The organism is Actinomadura chokoriensis (assembly GCF_039529475.1).
GTDB lineage: Bacteria > Actinomycetota > Actinomycetes > Streptosporangiales > Streptosporangiaceae > Spirillospora > Spirillospora bangladeshensis.
Window position 1 is genome coordinate 110,260 of the sequence record NZ_BAAAMW010000022.1, and the last position, 25,288, is coordinate 135,547.

A 25,288-nucleotide genomic window follows, 5' to 3' on the forward strand; every position below is an offset into this window, starting at 1 on the left:
TACAGTGGAGGGGTCATGACGAGGGAAGCGCTGCTGGACGCCGCCGAGGCCGTCCTGTCCGAGCAGGGGACGCAGGCACTGACGCTCACCGCGGTCGCCGACCGCGCCGGCGTCAGCAAGGGCGGGCTGCTCTACCACTTCCCCACCAAGGAGGCGCTCGTCCGGGCGATGGTGGCGCGGGTCATCGAGGAGTTCGACGACCTGATCGCCACCTACATCGACTCCTACGGGGACGGCGCGCCGAGCGCCTACACCCGCGCCTACGTCGAGGCGACGTTCGAGATCCTCACCGGCGAGGCCCGCGCGTACCGGCGCTGGTCGGCCATCACGGCCGCCGCGGCCGACCCGGAGCAGGCCGAACCGCTGAACGAGGCGATGCGCCGCTGGCACGGCCGCGACCCCGCCGAGGACCCGGACCCGGGCACCGCGATGGTCGTCCGCCTGGCGGCCGAGGGCCTGTGGGAAGTGGTGAGCCACGAGCCCGGCCTCTACGACGCGCAACAGCTCGAAGCGCTGAAACAGCGGCTGCTGGCCCTGCTGGAGCGATAACCCGAGGCGCCCGCGCCCCACCCGCAACCCCCGAACGCTCCGGACCCCCTGCCCCCAGAGCGCCGCACCACCACCACACGTTCGACCCCACACCACACGCGGAAGCCCGCGCACGGCGCCGCCGTGCGGGGCGCCCGCGTCGGCCCCGGCCGTCTCGCGGCCGGGGTGGACGTCCGTCACAACGCCGCGCGAGCGGTGCCGCCGGGGTGCGGCCCCGCCGAGCCGAGAAAGAGGTGAACCATGCTGTCGCGTGCCCGTTCCGGAACGTTCCTGACCTTTGCGCTCGCGGGTCTGCTGACCGGAGTGTGGGTGGCGCGCATGCCCGCGCTGGCCGGCAAGTTCGGGACGAGTGAGGGCGAGATCGGCATCGTCGTCCTCGTCTGGGGACTCGGTGCGATCGCGGCCATGCAGGCGCTGCGGGGCGTGATGGCGCGCGCGGGCAGCCGCGCGGTGCTGCGGGTGGCGCTGCCGCTGACCGCGGTGTCCTACGCGGCGGTGGCGCTCGCGCCGACCTACGGCGTCCTGCTCGCGGCCGTCGCGGTGTTCGGCATGACGTTCGGGCTCACCGACATCGCGATGAACGCGCAGGGCAGCGTCGTCGAGCAGGCGTACCGCCGCTCGATCATGAGCGGCATGCACGCCGGGTGGTGCGTCGGCGCGATGAGCGGCGGGCTGTTCGGCGTCGCCACGGCCGCCGCCGGGTTCGGGTTCACCGAGACCGTGCTGGCCGCCGCGCTGATCTCGCTGCCCGCCGGGCTCGCGCTCGGCCGCACCTACCTGCCCGACCCGGTGGCGCCCGCCGCGGCCGGGACGGGGCGCAAGGCGCGCCGCATGCCGGTCGCCGTGTACCTGATCGGCGCCCTGGGCTTCATCGCGTTCATGACCGAGGGCTCGATCGCCGACTGGAGCGGGCTGCTCCTGCACGACGAGCTGGGCGCGACCGAGGCCGTGGCCGCGATCGGCTACCCGGTGTTCGAGCTGGCCATGCTGATCGGCCGGCTCGCCGGCGACCGGATCCGGATGCGCCTCGGCACCCGCCGGCTGCTGACCGGTGCGGGTCTCGGCACCGCCGCCGCCATGACCGTCGTCGTGCTGGCGCCCAACCCGGGCGTCGCCATCGCCGGGTTCTTCATGACCGGGCTGGTCGTGTGCACGGTCGTCCCGACGACGATCTCGCTGGCGGGGAGCGCCGCGCCGGACCGTCCCGCCGCGGCCGTCGCCCAGGTCGGCGCGATGGGCTACGGCGGCCTGCTGCTCGGCCCGGTCGTCGTCGGCTTCCTCTCGGACGCCACGTCGCTGCGCCTCGGCGTCGGCACCGTCGTCGTCCTCGCCCTCCTCATCGCCGCCGGTGCCCGCTTCGTCCCGCTCCGCACGTCCATGGACGTCGCCACCGCGGCACCCGTCGAATCCACCGATCCCAACAACACCCACCCCGAACCCATCGCCGCCTGACCTCGCGCACGGCCCCGGAACGGCGGTACCCGGACCCGAGCCTGCGGGTGGCGGGCATGCCGCCGGTGCACCGGTTCCCCGCCCTCCCGCAGCCGCCGCGGTGGTCCGGCCGCCGTGCGCGCGTTGGGACGATCATCGGGGTGCCGGGCGGGCGCCCGCGGGTGAACGGGGTTCTGGGGATAAGTCTCGTGGGCCGGGCTCGTGATCCGATATAACCCCCATCAGGGTCGTGCGGGTGATGGGGGCGGTTCATGGCCGGATGGCAGGTCCCGGGGTACAGCGAACTGCGGGTGCTCGGCGAGGGCGCGCAGGGGCGGGTCGTGCTGGCCCGCCATGACGCGACCGGACGGCCGGCCGCGATCAAGTACCTCGGGGACGCGCTCGCCGGGGACGCGGAGTTCCGGGAGCGGTTCCGCGGTGAGGCCGCGCTGCTGAGCCGGCTGCGGAACCCGTTCGTCGCGGAGCTGTTCGGCCTGGTCGAGCGGCCGGACGGCGCGGCCATCGTGATGGAGGCCGTGGACGGCGCGCCGCTCAAGGCGGTGCTCGCCGAGCGGGGGCCGCTGGCGCCGGAGGCGGCGCTGGCCGTCCTCAAGGGCTCCCTGCTGGGGCTGGCCGCCGCGCACGACCTCGGCATCGTCCACCGGGACTACAAGCCCGCGAACGTGATCGTGCGCGGCGACGGGCTGAGCAAGCTGATCGACTTCGGCATCGCCGTGGACGCGGGCGCCGCGGGACGGTCCGGAACGCCCGTCTACATGGCGCCCGAGCAGTGGCGGGACGAGCCCGCCTCCCCCGCGACCGACGTGTACGCGGCGGCCTGCGTGTTCTTCGAGTGCGTGACGGGACGCCGCCCCTACACCGCCGAGGACCAGGTGGGCCTGATGGGCCGCCACCTCACGGCGCCGATCCCCGTCGGGGACGTCCCCGAGCCGCTGCGCCCGCTGATCGAGCGCGGCCTGGCGAAGAACCCGTGGGACCGCCCGATGGGGGCGGCGGCGTTCGTGTCCGAGCTGGAGTCGGTCGCGGCGGGCGCGTACGGCGGCGACTGGGAGGGCCGCGGCGTCCGGACGCTCGCGGGCGCGGCCGCCGCGCTGTCGATGCTGTTCCCGCTCACGGCGCTGGCCCTCGGCTCGGGCGGTGCGGCCGGAGCGGGCGCGGCCGGTGCGGCAGGGGCGGGAGCGGCCGGTGCGGGCGCGGCCGGTGCCGGTGCGGGCACGGCCGGTGCCGGTGCGGGCACGGCCGGTGCCGGTGCGGCCGGAGCCGGCGGTGCCGGTGCGGCCGGAGCCGGCGGTGCGGGTGCCGTCGGGGCCGGGGCCGGGGGCGCTGGGGCCGGGGGTGCCGGGGCCGCGGGGCAGGGCGTGGTCGGCGCGCTCGGCGCGAAGGGGGTGGCGGCCGTCGCGGGCGGGGCCGCCGCCGTCGCCGTGGGCGGCGGCGCGGCGGTCTACGTCGCCGTCGCGGACGACGCGCCGAAGCCCGTCACCGTCCGGCTCGCGGCCTTCACCGAGCCGCAGCGCGAGATCCGCGCCGGGACGACGTTCCAGGCGCGCGGCCGGATCGTGCGGGTCACCGGCGGCGACGCCGCGCTCCAGCAGAAGATCAACCGGGCGCTGCGGGCACCGCTGGAGCGGCGCTGGGCCAAGGTCCGCAGCGGCCTGCAGGGCATCGGCAGCGGCCCCTACACCGACGTCGTGACACCGCAGGTCCTCATGCGCGGCGACCGCCTGCTGTCGGTCTGGTACACCGTCGCGCTGAACGGCGACCGCGGGACGGGCTGGGACCAGTCGCAGGCGGCGACCGTGGACCTGCGGACCGGCGCCGCCTACGGGCCGCAGGAGATGTTCCGCGATCCGTCCGAGCAGGGCCTGAAGCCGCTGGACGCGAAGATCGAGCCGCATCTGCGCGGCGGCGCCTACTGCGCCGGCGACGTCCCGCGCGGCACCGACAACCCGTCCGCGTTCGTGAAGTCGGGCGAGGTGACCATGGCGCTCACCCCGCAGGGCGTCCGCGTGGCCTTCTACGGCTCGCTGCTGGGCTACCCGTCGGCCTGCGGTCTCCAGGAGGCGGTCGTCCCGTACGCGGAGGTGGGCGACATGCTGAGGCCCGCGCTGCTGAAGGCCGTCCCGTATCCGTCGCCGGCGCGCTCCTGAACGTGCGACGGCCCCGGCGACGAGCGTCGCCGGGGCCGTCCGCGGAGGATCACTTGCGCTTGGTGATCTCCTCGGTGAGCTGCGGCGCGACCTGGAAGAGGTCGCCCACGATGCCGTAGTCGACGAGCTCGAAGATCGGCGCCTCGGGGTCCTTGTTGATGGCGACGATGGTCTTCGAGGTCTGCATGCCGGCCCGGTGCTGGATGGCGCCGGAGATGCCGACCGCGATGTAGAGCTGCGGCGACACGGTCTTGCCGGTCTGGCCGACCTGGAACGAGTGCGGGTACCAGCCGGCGTCGGTCGCGGCGCGGGAGGCGCCGACGGCCGCGCCGAGCGAGTCGGCCAGCCCTTCGATGATCTTGAAGTTCTCGGCGCCGCCGACGCCGCGGCCGCCGGAGACGACGATCGCGGCCTCGGTCAGGTCCGGGCGCTCGCCCTTCTCCTGGACGACCTTCTCCACGATCTTGGCGCCCTTGTCGGCGTCCGACAGCGCGACCGACACCTGCTCCTCGGCCGGGGTGGCCGCGGCCGCCTCGGGGGCGACCGAGTTCGGCCGGACGGCGATGATCGGCGTGCCGGTCTTCACCTTGGCGTGCGCGATGATGCCGCCGCCGAAGATGGAGTGCTCGGCGACGAAGCCGTCGGTGACGTCCACGACGTCGGTGAGCACGCCGGAGCCGGTCTTGACCGCGAGGCGGCCCGCGATCTCCTTGCCCTCACCGGTCGCGGCGACCAGCACGGCGGCGGGCGACTTCTCGCTCACGAGCTGGGCGAGCAGCGCGGCCTTCGGGGCGACGACGTAGGAGGTCAGCTCCTCGTCGGCAGCCACGTAGACCTTGCCGGCGCCGTACTCGCCGAGCTTGTCCTTGGCGCCCTCGTAGCCGGGCCCGACCCATACCGCGGCGGCCTCGCCGAGCCGGTTCGCCAGCGTCAGCAGCTCGAGCGTGACCTTCTTGACCTCACCGTCGACGTGGTCGACGAGGACGAGAATCTCAGCCATTGGTCTCTAATCCCTTCCCCGCTCAGACGAACTTCTTCGAGGCGAGGAACTCGGCGATCTTCACGCCGCCGTCGCCCTCGTCGGTGACGATCTCGCCCTTGGCGCGCGGCGGCGCCTCGGCGAAGTCGACGACCTCGGTGGCGGCGTTCGCCAGCCCCACCTGGGACGCGTCGATGCCGGCGTCGCCCAGGCCGAGCGTCTCGACCGGCTTCTTCTTCGCCGCCATGATCCCCTTGAACGAGGGGTAGCGCGGCTCGTTGATCTTCTCGACGACGCTGACGACCGCGGGCAGGCTCGCCTCGACCCGGTCGAAGCCGTAGTCGGTCTGCCGCTGCGCCTTGATGGACGTCCCGTCGATCTCGACCTTGTTGGCGAGCGACACCTGCGCGGCGCCGAGCCGCTCGGCGAGCATCGCGGCGAGCACGCCGGTGCGCGCGTCGGTGGACTCCGAGCCGAGGACCACCAGGTCGAAGCCGGTGCGGGCGAGCGCCTGCTGGATGGCGTAGGAGGTCTGCAGCGCGTCGGAGCCGGCGAGGCCGTCGTCGACGAGGTGGACGGCCTTGTCGGCGCCCATGGCGAGGGCCTTGCGGATCGAGTCGGTGGCCTTGTCGGGACCCATGGTCAGGACGGTCACCTCGCCGCCGTGGGCCTCCTTGATGCGCAGCGCCTCTTCGATCGCGTACTCATCGAGCTCGTTGATGACCCCGTCCGCCGCGGCGCGGTCGAGCGTGCTGTCATCGGACTTCAGCTTGCGCGGGCTCTCCGTATCGGGAACCTGCTTCACCAGGACGACGATGTTCATGGCCGGTGGCCGACCTCCCTGCACTCAGTTGGCCGCTTGGTGAGCGGCAGAGGGGCGCCGCCCATGACGGGTCGACGCGGACGTGCGTTTTCGAAGTCACAGCCTGCCAAATACCCGAACGCCCTTCGGAGCCGGGTCCCTGATTCGGCCGTGCACAAGCAATGTTACTAGCGAGTAGCCTACCCGCAAATCCCAGTTCGTGAGACCTTACCCACGTATACGGGGCGTTCACGAGGTCTCCGGCGTCCCGAACCGGACGTGACGCACTTCACGCTCTAGAGTCCGCCGACGGCGTGCTGGAGGCGGTCCAGGGAGCGCTCCAGCGTCTGCTGCAGCCCGTACATCGGCGCGAAGCTCGGGTCCAGGGTCATCGCCGCGACCCCCGCGACCAGGGCGAGCGCCCCGAGCCCGGCCGCCGCCGCGGCGACGAGCCGGGGACGCCGCGCGAGCGGCAGCAGCATCCGCTCCAGCCGCCGGCGCGGGGCGCGGACGCCCGGCGCCGCCCACAGCACCGCCGCCCCGGCCCCGGCGCCGAACGCGCAGGCCCGGAGCGAGTCGATCCGCCCGCCGACCGCCGACGCCGCGACCAGCACCAGCGGGACGGCCGCCGTGGGCACCGCCGCGTACGGGACGGTCAGCAGGGTCCGGCCGAGGGCGCCCGCCGGGCCCTGGGCCCCGTCCTCCGGCCGCGTGTCCGCGAGGCGCAGCAGCGTCACCGCCGCGAGCGACAGGACGAGCCCCGCGATCGGCGCGATGATCGCGACGGCGATCGCGATCACCACCGCCAGGGCCGTGAGCAGCCGCGCCCAGCCGAGCGCCACCCTCATCTCGGGAGCCCGCCGCGCGTCGCCCTCCGTCTCGGCACCGGTCAGGGTCTCGGGCCGTGGAACGGGCGCCGCCGGGCCGGTCCGCCGCTCGACCGGCGGACGGGCGGCCGGGACGGCGGGGAGGTCGAGCCGGGACGCCGCCTCCGCCAGATCCTCCGCCGTCGGACGCGCCCCCGGATCGGAATGCGCGGCCGCTTCGACCAGCGGCCGCAGGGCGGCCGGCAGCGCGCCGGCGGGAGCATCGTGCCGTCCGGTGGCGGCGAACGTCACCGTCGCGGCCCACGCGCGGACGTCGCCGGCGGCCCCGCCGTCGGCGGCCAGCGCGAAGTCGACCACCACCGGCGAGTCGTCCACGACGAGGACGGTGCCCGGCCCGAGGCCGCCATGCACCAGGCCCGTCCGGTGGACGGCCGCGAGCGCCTTCGCCAGCCCGAAGGCCAGGCGGCACAGCGCGTCCCCCGCCATGGGGCCGCGCTCGGCGACCGCCTCCGCCAGCGGCCGGCCCGGCACGAACCGGGACACGACGTAGGGGCGCGGGCCGGCGGTCTCGCAGTCCAGGACGTCCACCACGTAGGGGCTGAGCACCTCGCGCATCCGCTCGACGTCGGGCGCCGCGCCGGGCGGCAGCAGCCGGACCGTCACGTCCCGTCCGTCCGGACCGGTGGCGCGGTGGACCGCGCCGCCGTCGCCCAGCCGCGACAGCAGCCGGTAGGGGCCGATGTGCGCCCGATGGCTCGTCTCACCGTTCATGGGAACCGCCTGAACCGGTCACCTTCCGAGGATGTTGGACACCAGGTCGCGGACGTCCGCGCGCAGCCCCTCAAGGCTCTGGCTCATCCCGTCCAGCGGGGTGGTGTCGGGCGGCTGGCGCTGCGACAGCCCGACCAGCACCCCGGCGAAGATGCCGAGGATGAGCGCGCCGGCGAGGGCGGCCTCTGCGCGCGGCAGGAGCGCGCCCCAGATCCGGGCGAGCTGCCGCCGGGGCGCGCCGCTGCCCGGCGCGAGGCACAGCAGCCCGATCACCGCCATGGACGAGTACGCGATGGCCTTCGACGCCGTCATGTCCGACTGCGCGAAGATCAGCACGCCGAGCATGATCAGCCCCGCGACCAGGCTGAGCGACGTCCACAGCACCGTGGACATCAGCGCGCCCGGCAGGTGCAGCGGGGTGCGGAACGCGGCGGCGACGGCGTCGCCCGAGCGCGGGCCGCGCCGGGTCTGCCGGCCCTCCATGCCCTTGGCGGCCTTGTCCCCCGCGCGCAGCACGAACACGCCCGCGACGGTGACGCCGAGGGCGAGCAGCGGCGCGATGTTGGCGAACCCGAGCAGCGCCACGAGGACGATGAAGCTGAGCACCCGGTACCAGCCGTAGGGCTTGCGGCGGTCGCGGTCGGCGCGGTCGGCCCGGTCGCGGTCGGCGCGGGCCTGGTCGGCGACGCGGCGCTGCGCGTCCTGCGTCTGCGGGTCGTAGGGGGCGCGCTGCAGGGCGCCCGGCGGCGGCTGGTTCGGCGGCGGCCCGTAGGGCGGGTAGGCGCCCTGGCCGTAGGGGTCGGGCCCGCCGTAGCCGTGCGGCCCGAACTGCTCGCCCGCCTTGACCTGCGGGGGCGGCGGGGCCGGCGGCGGGGGCGGCGGCGCGGCCGGCGGCAGCTGGCCGACGAAGTCGCGGGGCTGGGCGGGCGCGGGGGCGGGCGCGGCCGCCGGGATGCCCGTCCCGCCCGGCGCGGTGGGCCGCGCGGGGACGTCCCTGGACGCGGAGTCCGGCGGCGGCCCGGTCACCGGCATGGAGAACATCCGGGAGTGGTCGGAGGCCGGCTCGTCCAGCGACGTGCCGGCGGCGGACGCGGCCGACGCGGCCGACGCCCCGGCGGCGCCGGCCGCCGGGTAGTGCCGGTCGACGCGGGTCTGGTCGGTGATCGTCGCCTCGAGGTGGATCCGCCGGGTGAGCTGCACCAGGCTGACCGCGGTGGGGCGCTCGGCCGGGTGCCGCGCCATCGCCGACCGCAGCACCGGCAGCAGCGCGTCCGGGACGCCCTCCAGGTCCGGCGTGCCCTGCATGATCTTGTAGAAGATCGACTCGAAGGTGCCGGAGCCGAACGGCGGCCGGCCGGTGGCGGCGTAGGCGACCGTCCCGGCCCAGGCGTGCACGTCCGACGGCGGGCCCGCGTCCTCGCCCTCGATGATCTCCGGGGCGAGGTAGCCGGGGGTGCCGATGACCATGCCGGTCGCGGTGAGCCGGGTGGCGTCGGCGGCCTGCGCGATGCCGAAGTCGATCACGACGGGCTCGCCGTCCACGAGCATCACGTTGCCGGGCTTCATGTCGCGGTGCACGATCCCGGCGCCGTGGATGGCCGACAGCGCCGACGCGAGCCCCACCCCGAGCCGCTGCAGCCCCGGCCCGTAGATCGGCCCGCCGTCCTCGACGACCTCTTCCAGCGTCCGGCCGGGGACGTACTGGGTCACGATGTAGGGCTGGTCGGCGGTCACGTCGGCGTCGAGGATCTCCGCGACGTGCGGGCTGTGCACCCTGCGCATCGAGTCGACCTCGCGGGCCAGCCGGCGGCGCGCCGTGGCGTCGCCCGCGACCGCGGGCCGCAGCACCTTGATGGCCACGTTGCGCCCCTCGGGGTCGGCGCCGAGGTAGACGACGCCCATGCCACCCTCCCCCAGGGTCTGCAGGACGCTGTAGTGGCCGATTCGGTCCCCGGACGTGACGGCTCCCTTCATCGTTTCCGAAACCCTACCCTCGCCGATTCCGTCGAGAAGATCTAATCGGCATCAGGCGGCCGCCGTCCCGAGGGCCCTCCCGCACGCCGGAGCGGAGGCCGGTGCGGAGGCCGGAGCGAGGGCCCCGGCGAACCACCGCGCGGACGGCCGCCGGGACGGGTCGCGCCGGAACGCCGCCCGCAGCAGCCCCGCCAGCGGCGCCGGGACGCCGTCCAGGTCGGCCTGCCCGCGCAGGATCCGGAAGCACACCCCGTGCAGCGAGCCCCGCCCGAACGGCGGCCGGCCCGTCGCCGCGTACGCGACGGTCGCCGCCCAGGAGAACACGTCCGACGCGGTGGTGGCGCGCTCCCCCTCGATCAGCTCGGGGGCGAGGTAGGCGGGCGTCCCCACGACCATCCCGCGCCGGGTGATCTGCGCGGCGCCGGACTCGTGCGCGATCCCGAAGTCGATCAGCGTCGGCCGGTCGCCGAGCACGATGACGTTGCCCGGCGACACGTCGCGGTGCAGGACGCCCGCGTCGTGGACGTCCCCGAGCGCGAGCGCCAGCCGCCGCGCGAACCGGGCCAGGTGGTCGCCGCGCAGCGGCCCGTACGCGGGGACCAGGTCGTTCAGCGGGCACCCCGGCACGTACTGCATCACGACGTGCGGGCGCTCGGCCGTGACCGCCCCGTCCAGCAGCCGCGCGACGTGGGCGCTGCGCACCCGCGCCTGCGCCCGCACTTCGCGCGCCAGCCGGTCGATCGCCTCCCCGACCCCCGCGAGCTCCGGGACCAGCTCCTTGACGGCGACCTCGCGCCCATGGGAGTCCAGGGCGAGGTACACCACGGCGGTGCTCCCCCGGCCGATCTCGTCCAGCAACCGATAACCGCCCAGTCGCCGATGCGTCCCCATGCACCCTTTGACGCCGGGAACGGGCCCCGCGTTCCCGTGATCAGCGGTTCGGCGGCTCCTCGGTCAGCCCTTGCGGGCGGCCTGGCGGGCGCGGCGCTCCTCGCGGCGGGTCTCGAACTTGGTGGCGGCGGCGTCGAGCTGCTCCAGGAACTCGCCCAGCTCCTCGCGCGCCTTCTCGCCGTCGCCGGACAGGTCGGTGCGGTCGAACACGCCCCACTTGCGCAGCACCGGGACGAGCACGTCGTCGTGGTGCAGCCGCAGGTCGTAGATGCCGGCGTTCGCGATGATCACGGACTTGCGGAGGAACCCGTCGATGCTGTGGCCGGGCATCTGGAACGACTTCACGACGTCGGTGATCGCGCGCATCGTCTCGTTCGGGGCGGCCTCCAGCGCGGCGCCCATCAGGTTCCGGTAGAAGATCATGTGGAGGTTCTCGTCGGCGGCGATGCGGGCCATCATCTGCTCGCAGACGGGGTCGCCGGACGCCCTGCCGGTGTTGCGGTGCGACACGCGGGTGGCGAGCTCCTGGAACGACACGTAGGCCGACCCGTGCAGGAACGAGTCGCCGTGGTCGGCCTCGTAGCCGGCCTCCATGTGGTGCATGCGGGCGCGCTCCAGCGCGACCGGGTCGACGGCGCGGGTCACGGTGAGGTAGTCGCGCAGGACGATGCCGTGCCGGTTCTCCTCGGCCGTCCACCGGTTGACCCAGGTGCCCCAGGCGCCCTCGCGGCCGTAGACGGTGGCGATGGCGCGGTGGTAGCCGGGGAGGTTGTCCTCGGTGAGGAGGTTGACGATGAGCGACTCGCGCGCCTCGACGCTCAGCTTCGACTGCTCCAGCGACCAGGCCTCGCCGTCCAGCGGCCCGTCGTAGTCGCGGCCCTGGCTCCACGGGACGTACTGGTGCGGGAACCATTCCTTGGCCATCGAGAGGTGCCGGTTCAGTTCCTTCTCGACCACCGGCTCAAGGTCGTGCAGGATGCCGGTCTGGAACTTCTCTTCGGGGGTCACGGACATGCGGTTCCTTCGCTGGGACGAGTGGTCTTGCCGGACGTGCCGCCGCGCCTGCGGCTCGATCGTGGCCGCCCAGCAGGCCGTACACACAACCTACTCAAGCGTAGGTTCGATCGTCGCCACTCACGGTGACCCCCGTCAAGTCAGCCCCGCGACAATCAAGCGCCGGGAACTTTTGTAGACCGGAGCAAAAAGGCCGGTGACGCCGTGTCACCGGGTGTCGGCGGCCTGCTGCCACATGCGGTTCACGGCCGCCCTGAGCAGCGGCCTCGGGACGAGCTTCAGCGCGGGCAGCGCCGCCTTGTACTGCACGCCGGGGACCGACAGCGCGCGCCCGGCGGCGACCGCGTCCAGCCCGGCGCGTGCCACATCGTCACGCCGCAGCCACAGCAAGTTGGCGGGGACGTCGTCCTCGGTCCGCGTGAAGCCGGGGCACAGCGCCGTCACATGGACGCCCTTGCCCGCGACCTCCGCGTGCAGGCTCTCGGAGAACGACGCCACGTACGCCTTGGTGGCCCCGTAGGTGGCGCTGCCGGGCGACGGCGCGAACCCCGACATGGACGCGACGTTCAGCACGCCGCCCCGGCCGCGCGCGACCATGCCCGGCAGGGCGGCGTGGGTGAGCCGCACGAGCGCCGTCACGTTCAGCTCGATCTGCGCGAGGTGGTCGTCCAGCGCCAGTTCCTCGAACGCTCCAAAGGCGCCGTACCCGGCGTTGTTCACCAGCAGCTCGACCGGGTCGGCGCGCAGCCGCCCCTCCACCTCGGCGCGCTGCGCCGGGTCGGTGAGGTCGGCGGCCACCACCTCCACCGCGACCCGGTACCGCTCGACCAGCTCGCGGGCCAGCCCGTCCAGCAGCTCGGCGCGGCGCGCCACGATCACCAGGTCGGTGCCGCGGCCGGCGAGCAGGCGGGCGAAGCTCTCCCCGATCCCGCTGGACGCGCCCGTCACGAGCGCGGTTCGGTACGCGTGTCGCATGGCGGCAGATGCTATCGGCGGAACCCCGCCCGCCCCGGCAGCACACTCGAAAACAGAAGTAACGGTTTAACCCTCACCTACCCGGCCGGGCCCCGGCTCGCCGGTGAGGTGCGGGGGGCGGGGGTCACCGGCCGGTGAAGGCGGCCTTGCCGGGGCCCTCCTCCATGAAGCTCTTCATGCCGTTCGCCTGGTCGTCGGTGGCGAACAGGGCGGCGAACTGCGTCCGCTCGATCTCCAGGCCGGTGTCGAGGTCGACCTCCAGGCCCCGGTCGATGGCCTGCTTGGCGGCGCGCAGGGCGATCGCGGGGCCGCCGACGAACGTCGCCGCCCATTCCCTCGCCGCCGTGTAGACGTCGGCGTCCGGGACGACCCGGTCGACCAGGCCGAGCGCGAGCGCCTCGCCGGCCTTCACGTGCCGCCCGGAGAAGATCAGGTCCTTGGCCCTGGCCGGGCCGACCAGCCGGGCAAGGCGCTGGGTGCCGCCCGCGCCGGGGATGATGCCGAGCTGGATCTCCGGCTGCCCGACCTTCGCGCCCTCGCCCGCGACCCGGAAGTCGGCGGTCAGCGCCACTTCGAGGCCGCCGCCGAGCGCGTACCCGGTGATCGCGGCGATGACCGGCTTCGGGATCGCGGCCAGCGCCTTGGTGAAGTCCTGCAGGAGGCGCGAGGGGCCCGCCGACATCTCCGCGTAGGACATCGGGGCCATCTCCTTGATGTCCGCGCCGGCCGCGAACACCTTCTCCCCGCCGTACAGGACGACCGCTCCGACGGCGGCGTCCTCGGCGACCTGCCCGGCCGCGTCGATCAGCTCCCGCTGCATCTGGGCGTTCAGGGCGTTCATCTTCGGACGGTCCAGCCTGATCGTCGCGATCCCGTCCTCGATCTCGACCCGTACGAACTCGCCCACGGCGATCCTCCTGCGCAAACTCGGTGGCGGACGCCCCGAGCCTAGCCAGTGACGGGACGCGACCCGTGTGATGGGCGGGGTTGTCGGAGGCGGCTGGTAGCTTCGGGGACCATGCTCGTCGCCCACGCCACCTGGCATGGCGGTGCGCTCTGCCTGTGGGCCGAGCGCACCGGCCCGTACGAGCCCTCACCCGACGTCCACCCCTTCGCGACCTGCGACTTCACCGGGACGTCGTACGAGCCGCTCGTCCGCACGGCGTTCCGGATCGAGCTGGCGATGACGCTGCCGACGCTCGGCGACCACCCGCTGCCGTCGGCCGAGCTGGGCCCCGAGCCGGTCGCGGACGAGCCCGGGCTGCGCCCGTGGCGGGTGCCGGCGCTGGTCCTCGAACCGTTCCCCGCGATGGCGCTGCTCCAGGCCGCCGAGCACAGCGCCGACGTCGTCCCCGGCACCGACCTGCGCTTCCTGTGCATGCTCGCGGACGAGGCCGTCCACCTCGCCTCGCGCGGCCACGTCCTGCCCGCGCTGCTGCGCGAGGACGGCGACCTCGTGGCGCGGTGGCGCCCGGTGGTCGACGATCCGGCGCGGTTCCGGGAGCTCGTGCGCGCGATGCCCGCCGCCTGCCGGGCCGCCGACGGCGGGCGTCCCGCCGCCGGGGTGCTGCGCGAGGCGCTGGCGGGGCTGGTCGACACCGCCGTCCGGGGCGTGGTGCCGCATCCGCTGCTGGTGTCGCGGCGCAAGGAGCCCGACCGGCTGCCGCTCGCCGAGCGCTGGGTGATGGCGCTGACCGGCCCGTCCGCCGCGGTCGCCCGCGAGCCCCGCGACGACCCCGACGACCTGATCGCCGAGCTGGACGCCTGGGCCGCCGCCGCGCGCCGCCCGTCCGGCCCGCTGCGCGTCTGCTTCCGCCTGGCCGAGCCGGGCGCGCAGGAGTTCGGCGAGGCGGAGTTCGGGGAGGCCGGACTCGGCGAGCGGAGCGGCGCGGACGAGCTCGGCGAGGACGGGGAGAGGGACGACTCGTGGCGGGTCGAGTTCGCCCTGCAGGGCACCGACGACCCGAGCCTCTACGTCCCGGCCGCCCTGGTCTGGGAGGGCGAGGCCACCTCGATCCCGGACGCGGAGGAGACGCTCCTCGCCGGCCTCGGCCGCGCCCTGCGGCTCTTCCCCGACATGGCGCCGGCCCTGGACGGCCCGGCCCCCGGCGAGCTGCTCCTCGACACCGCGGGGGCGTTCCGCTTCCTCCGGCGGGCGGCGCCGATGCTCGCCGCCGCCGGGTTCGGCGTCCTGCTCCCCCAGTGGGCGGGCAAGGCGAAGCTCGGCATGAAGCTGACCGCGCGCAACGAGGACCCGGAGGCGTCCGCCGGGGCGGCGGCGCCGTCGGGGTTCGACCTCAAGGCGATGGTCGACTTCCGGTGGGACCTCGCCATCGGCGACGAGAGCATCGACGAGGCCGAGCTGGAGGAGCTGGCGCGGCTCAAGACGCCGCTCGTCCGGCTGCGCGGCCAGTGGGTCGAGCTGGACGAGGAGCAGCTCGAGGCCGCACTCGACTTCCTCCGCCACCCGCGCCGGGGCCGGATGACCGCCGCCGAGGCGATCCGCGCGATCGTCCATGCCGGCGACGACGTCCTGCCCCTCACCGAGGTCGACGCGGGCGGCCCCCTCGGCGACCTCCTGTCCGGCGAGGCCGACCGCCGCCTCACCCCCGTGCGCACCCCGGACGAGCTGGACGCCGAGCTGCGCCCCTACCAGGAGCGCGGCCTCGCCTGGCTGACCTTCATGAACGATCTCGGGCTGGGCGCCCTGCTCGCCGACGACATGGGGTTGGGCAAGACGATCTCGGTTCTGTCCCTGCTCGTCCACGAACGGGAGAACGGCGCCGGTCCCGGTCCGACGCTCGCGATCCTGCCGATGTCGCTGGTGGGGAACTGGCAGCGGGAGGCGGCGCGGTTCACGCCCAAACTGCGGGTGTACGTCCACCACGGGACGGGGCGGCAGCACGGCGAGGACCTCGTCGAGGCCGTCGCGGGCGCCGATCTGGTGCTGACCACGTACGGGACGGCGGCGCGGGACGCGGAGATGCTGGCGCCGATCGAGTGGGAGCGGGTGATCTGCGACGAGGCGCAGGCGCTCAAGAACAGCGGGACGCGCCAGGCCAGAGCCGTGCGGAGCATTCCGGCCCGCACCCGGATCGCGCTCACCGGGACGCCCGTCGAGAACCACCTCACCGAGCTGTGGTCGATCATGGAGTTCGCGAACCCCGGCCTGCTCGGGCCGCGCAGCGAGTTCCGGCGGCGGTTCGCCATCCCCATCGAGAAAGAGGGCGACGAGCAGGCGGCGCTGGCGCTGAAACGCGCCACACAGCCGTTCATCCTGCGCCGCCTCAAGACCGACAAGTCGATCATCTCCGACCTGCCGGAGAAGCAGGAGATCAAGGTCTACTGCAACCTCACGACCGAGCAGGCGTCCCTCTACCAGGCGACCGTGGACGACATGCTCCAGCAGATCGCCGAGGCCGACGAGACGAAGCGGCGCGGGCTGGTGCTGGCGACGATGGCCAAGCTCAAGCAGGTCTGCAACCATCCGGCGCAGCTCCTCAAGGACGGCTCCCGGCTGCCCGGCCGCTCCGGGAAGCTCGAACGGCTGGAGGAGATCTGCGCCGAGGTCACGGGGCAGGGCGAGAAGGCGCTCGTCTTCACCCAGTACGCCGAGTTCGGCTCGATGCTCCAGCCCTACCTCGCCGCGCGCCTCGAACGGCCCGTGCTGTGGCTGCACGGCGGGACGTCCAAGCAGGCCCGCGACGACCTCGTCCAGCACTTCCAGAGCGACCCCGAGCCGGCGGTGTTCCTGCTCTCGCTCAAGGCCGCCGGGACGGGCCTGACGCTGACGGCGGCGAACCACGTCGTGCACGTCGACCGCTGGTGGAACCCGGCCGTGGAGGACCAGGCCACCGACCGCGCGTTCCGCATCGGGCAGACCCGCAACGTCCAGGTCCGCACGTTCATCTGCGTCGGGACGATGGAGGAGCGCGTCGACGAGATGATCGAGCGCAAGAAGGCCCTCGCCGAGTCGATCGTCGGCACCGGCGAGGACTGGCTGACCGAGCTGTCGGTCGCCGAGCTGCGCGACGTCCTGCGGCTGTCCCCCGAGGCGGTGAGCGACTGATGGCGGACGGCGTCAAGGCCCGCAACAAGCGCGGCTCGATCGGCACGCAGTGGTGGTCGCGGCGCTTCATCGACCTCGTGGAGTCGTTCGCCGACAAGGGCCGCCTCCAGCGCGGACGCACCTACGCGCGCAAGGGCAACGTCTTCGATTTGCGCGTGGAGCCGTACGAGGTGACCGCGAAGGTGCACGGCTCGGCGCCCGAGCCGTACGAGGTGGCGCTCGGCATCGACGCGATCGACGAGGCCGACTGGCGCGCCGTCGAGAAGGAGCTGGCGTCCCGCGCGGTGTTCCGCGCCCGGCTCCTCGCCGGGGAGATGCCGCCGGAGATCGAGTGGGTGTTCGCCGAGCTCGGCCTCGCGCTGTTCCCCGGCTCGGCGTCCGACCTGCACCTGATGTGCGACTGCCCCGACTGGGGCGACCCGTGCAAGCACGCCGCGGCCGTCCTCTACCTGCTCGCCGAGGCGTTCGACGACGACCCGTTCCTGATCTTCGAGTGGAACGGCCGCGGCCGCGACCGGCTCCTCGCCGGCCTGCGGCGCGGCGCCGGGACCGAGCCCGACCCGCTCGACATCGAGGACGAGCCGCTCACCGCGGCGGGCTTCTGGACGCCCCCGTCCGGCCTGGCCCGCCTCCGCGACCGGCCGCCCGCGCCGCCCGTCCCGCCCGGCTTCGTCCTCCAGGTGGCCGCGCCGCCGCCCGTGAAGATCCGCCGCCGCCCGCTCCCCGACGTCCTGGCCCCCGCCTACGAGGCCCTCGCCGCTCCGGACACCGACGACCGGTTCGGCTGACGGCCGCGCGTCGGGACGCCGGGGGCGGGACGAGCCGGATCCCCGGGGCCGCCGTCAGCCGGCGTCGCCGAGCACGTCGCGCAGCTTCCGGGCGAAGGCCTCGGGCTGTCCGGCCTGGCCGAACTCACCGCCCAGGAAGCCTCCGTGGTGGCTCGGGAACACCGTCGCCCGCAGGCCGAGCAGCGCCGCCGTCGCCTCCGAGGTGCGTCCCGTCATGACGCCCTTCGACTCCTCGCCCACGGCGATCACGATGCGCGTGGGCGCCGCGGTGAGCGCGGCGGCGTCGGGCCGGTGGTCGCTGACCGCCCACGACCGGTCGGAGAGCAGCGGGTCGTCGCGGGAGCCGTCGTCCTCGGCCGGCATGCCGAACAGGGCCGGATCGGGCGCGGGCTGGGCGAAGTAGTCGTCGGTGAACTCGCCCTGCCACGACGTCATCGCGATGAAGGCGGCCATGCCGGCGCCCCAACCCTTGCTCTCGTACGCGTCCCGGACGCCGGCCCGCGCGCGCTCGGCGGCCGCCGCGTCGGGCAGCACCGGGATGATCGGCGGCTCGTGCGCCACCAGGGTCGTGACGTCGCCGGGATGGGCCGCGACGAGGGCGAGCGCGGTCACCGCGCCGCCGCTGCTCGCGAACATCTCGACCGGGCCCGCCCCGAGCGCCTCGATGAGGGCGTGCACGTCACCGGCCTGGACGTCGGGCGCGTGGTCGTTCCGGCCGTCCTTCCGGGTGCTGCGGCCGAGGCCGCGCGGGTCGTAGGCGACCACGGTGCGGTCCGGGAAGTGCGAGGCCAGCGTGCGGAAGCCGGTGGCGTCCATGGGCTGGCCGATCATGACGAGCGGCGGGCGGCCGCCCGCGGACGGCAGCGGACCGTGGACGTCGTACACGAGGTCGGCTTCGGGTGTTTCGAGCGTCTTCGTCAGCATGACCGTGCAGACCTCGCCCGCACCGGAAACTCATCGGTCCTCAGCGGTCGTCTTCCTCGGCTGCGATGGGCAGGCGGGCGCGGACGGCGAAGCCGCCGCCGGGGCCGGGCCCGGCCTCCAGAGCGCCGCCCAGCGACTCGGCGCGGTCGCGCATGCCGCGGATGCCGCTGCCGTCCCCGGACGCCCCCGGCGACGACGGCACGCCGTCGTCCTCCACGCTGACCGTCACCTCGTCGTCCGCGTAGCCGACGCGGACCGTCGCCGTGGACGCGCTGCTGTGCCGGGTCACGTTCGTGAGCGCCTCCTGGACGATCCGGTACGCGGCCAGGTCGGCCTCCGCGGGCAGCGGCCGCGGATCGCCCTCGATCTTCGTGCGGATCGCGAGCCCGGCGGCCGAGATGCCGCTCGTCAGCTCGTCCAGCCGGGCCAGCCCGGGGGCCGGGGTGACCGGGGCGGCCTCGTCGACCTGGCGGAGGACGCCGAGCGTGGCGCGCATCTCCCGGAGGGTGTCCTTGCTGGCCTGCTTGATCGCGGTGAGGGCGTCCTCGGCGCGCTCGGGCTCGCGGCGCAGCCCGTGCAGCGCGGCGGTGGCCTGCACGTTGATCAGCGAGATGTTGTGGCCGAGGACGTCGTGCAGTTCGCGGGCGATGCGCAGCCGCTCCTCGACGGCGCGGCGGCGGGCCTCGGCCTCCCGGCCGCGCTCGGCGACCCGCGCGCGCTCCTCGGCCTCGCGCAGGTAGGCGCGGCGGTTGCGGACGACGCCGCCGATCGCGATGACCGCGACGAACCAGCCGGCGAGCAGGAAGGACGCCGCGTCCGCGAGATGGTTGATGTCGTCGCGCCGGTCGGCGATCACCGTGACGGTGATCGAGACCGCGGCGAGCACGCCGGCCGCCGGCAGGTGCCCCTCGGCCGCCGCCGTGTAGAGCGCGATCACGAACGCGATCACGAGCGGTCCGTCGGGTTCGGTCAGCGGGTAGAAGACGCCGCACGCGGCGAACGTGACGACCGCGACCGCGATCGGGTGGCTCAGCCGGAAGTACAGGGCCCCGCACGCGACGGCCATCAGCGTCCAGCCGTAGAGCGGCATCCGCGTGGGCGCGCCCGTGTTGACCGACACGAGCGTCAGCACGGCCATCACCGCGAACAGGCCCCCGGCCAGGAGCGCGTTCGCCGAGCGGGTGCCCGCGGCCCACCGGCCCGGGCGCTCGCGTGGGGTCGCCAGTCGCACACGTCCATCCTGCCAGGCCCCCTCCGCTTGCGACACTGCGATGAGATGTAGTACTTCTACTATCAATGAAAGCAGTCATCGGATGGATGATCGAAGCTCCGGTATGGGGGTGCGCATGAGCGAGCCGGTGATCCGGGCGCGGGACCTGCGGATGCGGTACGGCCGCGCCGAGGTGCTGCGCGGCGTCGACCTCGACGTCCGGGCGGGCGAGGTGGTGGCGCTGCTCGGCCCGAACGGCGCCGGGAAGACGACCACGATCGAGATCCTGGAGGGGTTCCGGCGCCGCTCGTCCGGGGAGGTCGCGGTGCTCGGCGCCGACCCCGGGACGGGCGGGGACGCCTGGCGGGCGCGACTCGGCATCGTCCTGCAGAACTGGCAGGACCACCCGCGCTGGCGCGTCGGGCAGCTGCTCGCGCACGTCGCCGCGTTCTACCCGCGGCCGCGCGACACCGGCGAGCTGCTGGCGGCCCTGGGCCTCACCGCGCAGGCCGGGCAGGCGGTCGGGCGGCTGTCGGGCGGCCAGCGGCGCCGGCTCGACATCGCGCTCGGCATCGTGGGCCGCCCCGAGCTGCTGTTCCTGGACGAGCCGACCGCCGGTTTCGACCCGGAGGCGCGCCGGGAGTTCCACGGACTGGTCGAGCGGCTCGCGCGCGACGACGGCATGACCGTGCTGCTCACGACGCACGACCTCGCCGAGGCCGAGCGGCTCGCCGACCGGATCGCGATCCTCGTCGACGGCGAGGTGCGCGTCTGCGGCACCTCGTCCGCGCTGGCGTCGGTGGTGCAGGCGGCGTCGGAGGTGCGCTGGCTGGAGGACGGGATGCGGCGCACCGAGCGCACGTCCGACCCGTCCCGGCTGGCGTACGAGCTGCACCGGCGGTTCGGCGGGCCGGTGCCGGGCCTGGAGATCCGGCGCCCGTCGCTGGAGCAGAGCTATCTCGACCTCGTGTCACGGAAGGAGGCCGCCTGATGAGCGCACCGGGCATGCGGACGGTGAGGATCGGGCTGCGCCGCGGATGGACGGAGCACATGCAGTTCCTGCGCAGCCGCCGGGAGCTGGCGTCCGCGCTGATCGGCACCGTGGGGGTGTACGTGCTGCTGGTCCGCTGGCAGGGCGACACCGTCGTGGAGGGGACCGGGGAGTCGCAGGCCGTCCTGATGACCGCCGGGTTCATCGCGTTCGCGGTGTTCTCGGCGGCCCTGCTGAACCTGCCGATGGGCATCGCGGCCGACCGCGAGGAGGGCACGCTGCTGCGGCTGCGCACGGTGCCCGGCGGCCCGTCGGCCTACCTGGTCGGGCGCGCGGTGTCGGTGCTGCTGCAGATCGCCGGGTACGTGCTGCTGATGCTGGTCGCGGGCGCGGCGGTCGCCGGGCTCCGGCTGCCGGCGGCGCCCGCCGACTGGCTGACGCTGGCCTGGGTGCTGGCGCTCGGCACGCTGTCGGTCGTCCCGCTCGGCGCGGCCGCCGGGGCGCTGCTGCCCGGCCCGCGCAACGCGGCGAGCATCCTGTCGCTGCCGGTGATGGCGCTCATGCTCGTCTCCGGGGTGATGTTCCCGGTGGCGCGGCTGCCGGAGGCCGTGCAGACCGCCGCGCAGTTCTTCCCGCTGTACTGGCAGGGGCTCGGGCTGCGTGCGGTGTTCCTGCCGGACGCGATGGCGGCCGCCGAGATCGGCGGGAGCTGGCGGCTGCCGGAGACCGCGGCCGTCCTCGGCGCCTGGGCCGCCGCGGGGCTGCTGCTCGCGCCGTGGCTGCTGCTGCGCGCGACCCGGCGGGAGTCGGGTGCGCGGCTGGCCGCCCGGCGGCAGCGCCGGGCCGCGCAGGGGGCGCTGTGATCCGCAAGGCCGGCCCGGCGTCCGCCGACAAGGAGACCGTCTACAACCGGATCACGGTGCTGCGGGCCGAGCGCGGCGTCTCGCGCCGCGACCTGGCCGCCGCGCTCGGCGTCCACTACCAGACGGTCGGCTACCTGGAGCGGGGCGAGTACAGCCCCAGCCTGCACCTCGCCCTGCGCATCGCCGACTACTTCGAGGTGCCGGTCGAGGTCGTCTTCTCCCTCACACCCTTCCCCCGGATCGGAGGCACATCATGAGCAAGCGCGCGGACCGCCTCGCGGCGCTGGACGAGGAACTGGAGCGCCGGCTGCCCGCCCGCTACGCCCGGCGGCGGCCCCGGCGGATCCTGGCCGGGGCGGGCGCGGTCATGCTCGGCCTGTTCTGGGTGGACGCCGCCGTCTCCTGGGCGCTGGCGCCGAGCGACACGGCCATGATCGCGAACTTCGTGATCCTGGGCGTCCTGGTGGTGGTCGGGTTCCCGCTCGCGGGCCAGCTGATGGCGGTGACCCGGGGCCTGACCTCCAAGCGCGAGGACCAGCTCGACGAGCGGCAGCTCCTCGCCCGCCTCCGCGCGTACGCGACCGCGCACCGGGCGACCACGTTCGTGCTGGCCGCCGTGCTGATCGTGACGAGCGTCGCCGACACCGACGGCCGCGAGTCGCAGATCCCCGGCGCGGCGCTGTTCCTGATCCTGTTCGCCATGCTGGCGACGCACATGCTCCTCCCGCTCGTCGTCGCGACCTGGCAGACGGCCGACCCGCCGGCCGACGATGACGAACACGACGAGCGGGACGAGGACGAGCCCGCCGCCTGAGCAGGACGCCGCCTAGCGGAGGTCGCCGTTCGTCATGCCCTGCGGGGCGGGCGGCAGCGCGACCAGGCCCATCTCGGCCCGTCCCGACAGCAGCGGGTGGCTGGGCACCACCCGGACGCTGTAGCCGAACGCGCCGCTGCGCCCGAGGGGGACCTCGCCGGTGTAGCGGCGCCGCCCGTTCTCGGCCGGCTCAACCTCCGCGAGCTCCAGGTAGGACGGGTCGACGAGCGCGTCGGCGTCGTCCACCCGGCCGTAGGCGACCTCGACGGCGACGTCGTCCGGGTCGAGGCCGCCGAGGTCGACGACGACCCGCACGGTGAGGCGGGCCCCGACCTGCGGGCTCTCCTCCCCGTTGGACTCGACGTGCTCGACCGCGACACCCGGCCACGCCTTGCGGACCCGCTGCTTCCACGCCGACAGCGCGCGGGCGCCCGCGTACTTGTCGGCGACCATGGCCTGCTCGGACGCGGCGGCCGGGGTGTAGAGGTCCTCGACGTAGTCGCGCAGCATCCGGGACGCGAGCACCTTCGGGCCGAGCGTGGCGATCGTGTGCTTCACCATCTCCAGCCAGCGGCGCGGCAGGCCGGCCGAGTCGCGGTCGTAGAAGGTGACGGACACGTGGTCCTCGATGAGCTCGTACAGCGCGGCGGCCTCCAGCTCGTCGCGCCGGTCGGGGCTGGACAGGCCGTCGGCGGACGGGATCGCCCAGCCGTTCTGGCCGTCGTACCACTCGTCCCACCAGCCGTCCAGGATCGACAGGTTCAGCCCGCCGTTCAGCGCGGCCTTCATCCCGGACGTGCCGCTCGCCTCCAGCGGGCGCAGCGGGTTGTTCATCCACACGTCGCAGCCCTGCACCATGAGCTGCCCGAGCGCGATGTCGTAGTCGGGCAGGAACACGATGCGGGGCCGGACGTCCTCGGAGTCGGCGAACCGCACGATCTGCTGGATGAGCCTCTTGCCGCCCTCGTCCGCCGGGTGCGCCTTCCCGGCGATCACGATCTGCACGGGCCGGTCCGGGTCCAGCAGGATCGAGCGGAGCCGGTCCGGGTCGGTCATCATCAGCGTGAGCCGCTTGTAGGACGGGACGCGCCGCGCGAACCCGATCGTCAGGACGTCCGGGTCGAGCGCGTCGTCGATCCAGGAGACCTCGGCCTCGCTGGCGCCGCGCTGCCGCCACGACTCGCGGAGCCGGCGCCGCGCGTCGTGCACGAGGCGGCGCCGCAGCAGGCCGCGCATCCGCCAGATCTCCGGCTCGGCGACGGTGCGGACGCCCTCCCAGCCGCGGCCGGTCTCCATCACCGACGGCAGCTCGCGGGCGGTGAACTCCAGCACCTCGCGCGCCACCCAGGTGCCCGCGTGCACCCCGTTGGTGATCGACCCGATCGGGACCTCGGCGAGGTCGAACCCGCCCCACAGGCCGCCGAACATCTCCCGGCTGACCTCGCCGTGCAGCTCGCTGACGCCGTTGACGCGCTGCGCCAGCCGCATGCCCATCACGGCCATGTTGAAGACGGTGCGGTCGCCGCCCGGGTAGTCCTCGGCGCCGAGCGCGAGGACCCGGTCGACGGGGACCTGCTCCTCCTCGTTCGTGCCGCCGAAGTACCGGCCGATCAGGTCGCGGGGGAACCGGTCGATGCCGGCCGGGACGGGCGTGTGCGTGGTGAACACCGTGCCCGCGCGCGTGGCCTCCAGGGCCTCGTCGAACGTCAGGCCGTCCTCCGACACCAGCTCGCGGATGCGCTCCAGGCCGAGGAACCCGGCGTGGCCCTCGTTGGTGTGGAACACCTCGGGCGCGGGATGCCCGGTGATGCGGCAGTACGCGCGGATCGCCCGGACGCCGCCGATGCCGAGCAGCATCTCCTGCAGCAGCCGGTGGTCGCCGCCGCCCCCGTACAGCCGGTCGGTGACGTCGCGGGCCGCCTGGTCGTTGTCCTCGACGTCGGAGTCCAGGAGGAGCTGCGGGACGCGCCCGACCCGCGCGATCCACACCTGCGCGCGCAGGGCGTGCCCCTTGGGCAGGCCGATGGCGATGTGGACGGGCGTCCCGTCCCGCTCGCGGAGCAGGGTGAGCGGGAGCCCGTTCGGGTCGATCGGCGGGTAGCGCTCCAGCTGCCAGCCGTCCGGCGACAGCGACTGCGAGAAGTACCCGTGCCGGTACAGCAGCCCGACCCCGAGGATGGGGACGCCGAGGTCGCTCGCCGTCTTCAGGTGGTCGCCGGCCAGGATGCCGAGGCCGCCGGAGTACTGCGGCAGCGCGGCGGTGATCCCGTACTCGGGCGAGAAGTAGGCGATGGACGACGGGCCGTCCGGCCGGGCCTGGTACCAGCGCGGCGCGGTCAGGTACTCGTGCAGGTCCTCGGCGGTGTCCTGCAGGCGGCGCAGGAACCGCCGGTCCTCCGCCAGCTGCGCCAGCCGCTCCGGCGAGACCTCGCCGAGCAGCCGGACGGGGTCGTGGTGGACGGCCTCCCAGAGCGCGGGGTCCACGGCGCGGAACAGGTCGAGCGTCTCGTGGTGCCAGGACCAGCGCAGGTTGAGGACGAGCTCCTCAAGCTGCCGGAGCGGCTCGGGAAGGACGGTGCGGACCGTGAAACGTCGGATTGCCTTCACACATAGCCACGCTATGCGCTGGCGTCCCATGAATGCGACGGGGGCACCACACCCTCACCTCGGGGTCGGGTCCCGGACGGGCGCCGCGCGAAACCGCGGAAACCCCGGTGGCGCAGGGGATGGCGGCGTCCGGCCGGCGCCCGCCGCGGGCCGGCGGCGGGACGGCGCGGACGAGCGTTTGCCCAATCTCGACCATCCGCAGACCGGTCCGCCGGCGGCCGCCTCCGGCCGCCGCGGGCGCAAGAACGATCAAACAGGTCATGGCCGCGTCAAAGCTCACGGATCCACAGAATTGCGACGATACGGCCCACCCGGCAGCGCTCGCGGGGCGTCGCTCTGCGCGCCCGGGGGCCGACGCAAAGTTACCCCAAACTACGGGACGGTAGCCGCCCGATCGCGGGCATGGGACGTTTCGGAAGTCTCGCTCGGGTAGGGGTGACACATGCACGTCGAGTCCGGAACGTCCCGTATGACCGGCATTCCGAGGCTCGGTCGCATTCCGATCCTGGATGTCGCGCCGGTGGTGGGGTGCGGCCGGTGGCCGGCGAAGGCCGTGGTGGGTGAGACGGTCGAGGTGTCGGCGACGGTGTTCCGTGAGGGGCACGAGATGCTGGGTGCGGCGGTGGTGCTGCGCACGCCCG

21 protein-coding genes are annotated in these 25,288 nt (G+C 74.3%); 10 read left to right on the forward strand and 11 right to left on the reverse strand.

Features of this window, described 5'->3' with window-relative positions; translation table 11 throughout:
• Nucleotides 1-15: 15 nt before the first annotated feature.
• The 3 genes from ABFX46_RS34065 (at nucleotide 16) to ABFX46_RS34075 (ending at nucleotide 4,148) form a co-directional block, all read left to right on the forward strand.
• Nucleotides 16-549, forward strand: coding sequence for a TetR/AcrR family transcriptional regulator (locus ABFX46_RS34065; RefSeq protein ID WP_346048034.1), 534 nt, complete (start codon nucleotides 16-18; stop codon nucleotides 547-549).
• 240 nt (nucleotides 550-789) lie between these two features.
• Nucleotides 790-2,001 carry an MFS transporter gene (locus tag ABFX46_RS34070; RefSeq protein WP_346048035.1) on the forward strand — a complete coding sequence of 404 codons (1,212 nt, stop codon included), beginning with the start codon at nucleotides 790-792 and terminating at the stop codon, nucleotides 1,999-2,001.
• Nucleotides 2,002-2,252: 251 nt separating this feature from the next.
• On the forward strand, nucleotides 2,253-4,148 hold the full coding sequence (locus ABFX46_RS34075; RefSeq protein WP_346048036.1) for a serine/threonine-protein kinase: 1,896 nt from the start codon (nucleotides 2,253-2,255) through the stop codon (nucleotides 4,146-4,148).
• Nucleotides 4,149-4,197: 49 nt separating this feature from the next.
• Here the strand turns inward: ABFX46_RS34075 and ABFX46_RS34080 are convergent, their stop codons facing one another.
• The 8 genes from ABFX46_RS34080 to ABFX46_RS34115 form a co-directional block, all read right to left on the reverse strand.
• Nucleotides 4,198-5,148, reverse strand: coding sequence for an electron transfer flavoprotein subunit alpha/FixB family protein (locus tag ABFX46_RS34080; protein ID WP_346048037.1), 951 nt, complete (start codon nucleotides 5,146-5,148; stop codon nucleotides 4,198-4,200).
• A 22-nt stretch (nucleotides 5,149-5,170) separates the two neighbouring features.
• Complete coding sequence (locus ABFX46_RS34085) at nucleotides 5,171-5,950, reverse strand: electron transfer flavoprotein subunit beta/FixA family protein (protein WP_346048038.1); 780 nt, start codon at nucleotides 5,948-5,950, stop codon at nucleotides 5,171-5,173.
• A gap of 275 nt (nucleotides 5,951-6,225) precedes the next feature.
• Nucleotides 6,226-7,527 (reverse strand): hypothetical protein, encoded by a 1,302-nt coding sequence (locus ABFX46_RS34090; RefSeq protein WP_346048039.1) that lies wholly within the window; start codon nucleotides 7,525-7,527, stop codon nucleotides 6,226-6,228.
• An 18-nt stretch (nucleotides 7,528-7,545) separates the two neighbouring features.
• Nucleotides 7,546-9,501, reverse strand: a complete 1,956-nt coding sequence (locus tag ABFX46_RS34095; RefSeq protein ID WP_346048040.1) for a serine/threonine-protein kinase — start codon at nucleotides 9,499-9,501, stop codon at nucleotides 7,546-7,548.
• Between the two features lie 51 nt (nucleotides 9,502-9,552).
• Complete coding sequence (locus ABFX46_RS34100; protein WP_346048041.1) at nucleotides 9,553-10,359, reverse strand: serine/threonine-protein kinase; 807 nt, start codon at nucleotides 10,357-10,359, stop codon at nucleotides 9,553-9,555.
• Between the two features lie 96 nt (nucleotides 10,360-10,455).
• The gene (locus tag ABFX46_RS34105; protein WP_346048042.1) at nucleotides 10,456-11,406 is read right to left on the reverse strand and encodes an acyl-ACP desaturase; all 951 of its coding nucleotides are present in this window, start codon (nucleotides 11,404-11,406) and stop codon (nucleotides 10,456-10,458) included.
• Between the two features lie 207 nt (nucleotides 11,407-11,613).
• Nucleotides 11,614-12,381 (reverse strand): SDR family NAD(P)-dependent oxidoreductase, encoded by a 768-nt coding sequence (locus ABFX46_RS34110; RefSeq protein WP_346048043.1) that lies wholly within the window; start codon nucleotides 12,379-12,381, stop codon nucleotides 11,614-11,616.
• Nucleotides 12,382-12,505: 124 nt separating this feature from the next.
• Entirely contained in the window at nucleotides 12,506-13,288 is a 783-nt protein-coding gene (locus ABFX46_RS34115; protein ID WP_346048044.1) for an enoyl-CoA hydratase/isomerase family protein, read from the reverse strand.
• 111 nt (nucleotides 13,289-13,399) lie between these two features.
• Here ABFX46_RS34115 and ABFX46_RS34120 point away from each other — a divergent pair, with 111 nt between their 5' ends.
• Together ABFX46_RS34120 and ABFX46_RS34125 are read left to right on the forward strand one after the other, a co-directional pair.
• Nucleotides 13,400-16,450, forward strand: coding sequence for a DEAD/DEAH box helicase (locus tag ABFX46_RS34120; protein WP_346048045.1), 3,051 nt, complete (start codon nucleotides 13,400-13,402; stop codon nucleotides 16,448-16,450).
• Entirely contained in the window at nucleotides 16,450-17,238 is a 789-nt protein-coding gene (locus ABFX46_RS34125; protein ID WP_346048047.1) for an SWIM zinc finger family protein, read from the forward strand. The genes ABFX46_RS34120 and ABFX46_RS34125 overlap by 1 nt, the downstream gene beginning before the upstream one ends.
• A gap of 54 nt (nucleotides 17,239-17,292) precedes the next feature.
• Here the strand turns inward: ABFX46_RS34125 and ABFX46_RS34130 are convergent, their stop codons facing one another.
• Both ABFX46_RS34130 and ABFX46_RS34135 read right to left on the reverse strand, forming a co-directional pair.
• Complete coding sequence (locus ABFX46_RS34130) at nucleotides 17,293-18,162, reverse strand: alpha/beta fold hydrolase (RefSeq protein WP_346048048.1); 870 nt, start codon at nucleotides 18,160-18,162, stop codon at nucleotides 17,293-17,295.
• Nucleotides 18,163-18,202: 40 nt separating this feature from the next.
• Nucleotides 18,203-19,393, reverse strand: coding sequence for a sensor histidine kinase (locus ABFX46_RS34135; RefSeq protein WP_346048049.1), 1,191 nt, complete (start codon nucleotides 19,391-19,393; stop codon nucleotides 18,203-18,205).
• Nucleotides 19,394-19,508: 115 nt separating this feature from the next.
• Between ABFX46_RS34135 and ABFX46_RS34140 the strand changes: the two genes are divergently transcribed.
• The 4 genes from ABFX46_RS34140 to ABFX46_RS34155 are packed head-to-tail and all read left to right on the forward strand — an operon-like array spanning nucleotide 19,509 to nucleotide 22,040.
• Nucleotides 19,509-20,363 (forward strand): ABC transporter ATP-binding protein, encoded by an 855-nt coding sequence (locus ABFX46_RS34140; protein WP_346048051.1) that lies wholly within the window; start codon nucleotides 19,509-19,511, stop codon nucleotides 20,361-20,363.
• Nucleotides 20,363-21,226: an ABC transporter permease gene (locus tag ABFX46_RS34145; protein ID WP_346048052.1), complete on the forward strand. Its 864-nt coding sequence runs from the start codon at nucleotides 20,363-20,365 to the stop codon at nucleotides 21,224-21,226. Before ABFX46_RS34140 ends, ABFX46_RS34145 begins: the two co-directional genes overlap by 1 nt.
• The gene (locus ABFX46_RS34150; RefSeq protein ID WP_346048053.1) at nucleotides 21,223-21,483 is read left to right on the forward strand and encodes a helix-turn-helix transcriptional regulator; all 261 of its coding nucleotides are present in this window, start codon (nucleotides 21,223-21,225) and stop codon (nucleotides 21,481-21,483) included. Before ABFX46_RS34145 ends, ABFX46_RS34150 begins: the two co-directional genes overlap by 4 nt.
• A complete protein-coding gene (locus tag ABFX46_RS34155) occupies nucleotides 21,480-22,040 on the forward strand; it encodes a hypothetical protein (RefSeq protein ID WP_346048054.1) in 561 nt (186 codons plus the stop codon). Before ABFX46_RS34150 ends, ABFX46_RS34155 begins: the two co-directional genes overlap by 4 nt.
• A gap of 12 nt (nucleotides 22,041-22,052) precedes the next feature.
• Here ABFX46_RS34155 and glgP read toward each other — a convergent pair whose 3' ends face one another.
• Nucleotides 22,053-24,647 (reverse strand): alpha-glucan family phosphorylase, encoded by a 2,595-nt coding sequence (gene glgP, locus ABFX46_RS34160; protein ID WP_346048055.1) that lies wholly within the window; start codon nucleotides 24,645-24,647, stop codon nucleotides 22,053-22,055.
• A 442-nt stretch (nucleotides 24,648-25,089) separates the two neighbouring features.
• Here glgP and ABFX46_RS34165 point away from each other — a divergent pair.
• Nucleotides 25,090-25,288 (forward strand): maltotransferase domain-containing protein (locus ABFX46_RS34165; RefSeq protein WP_346048056.1); only part of this gene is annotated, 199 nt, incomplete at its 3' end.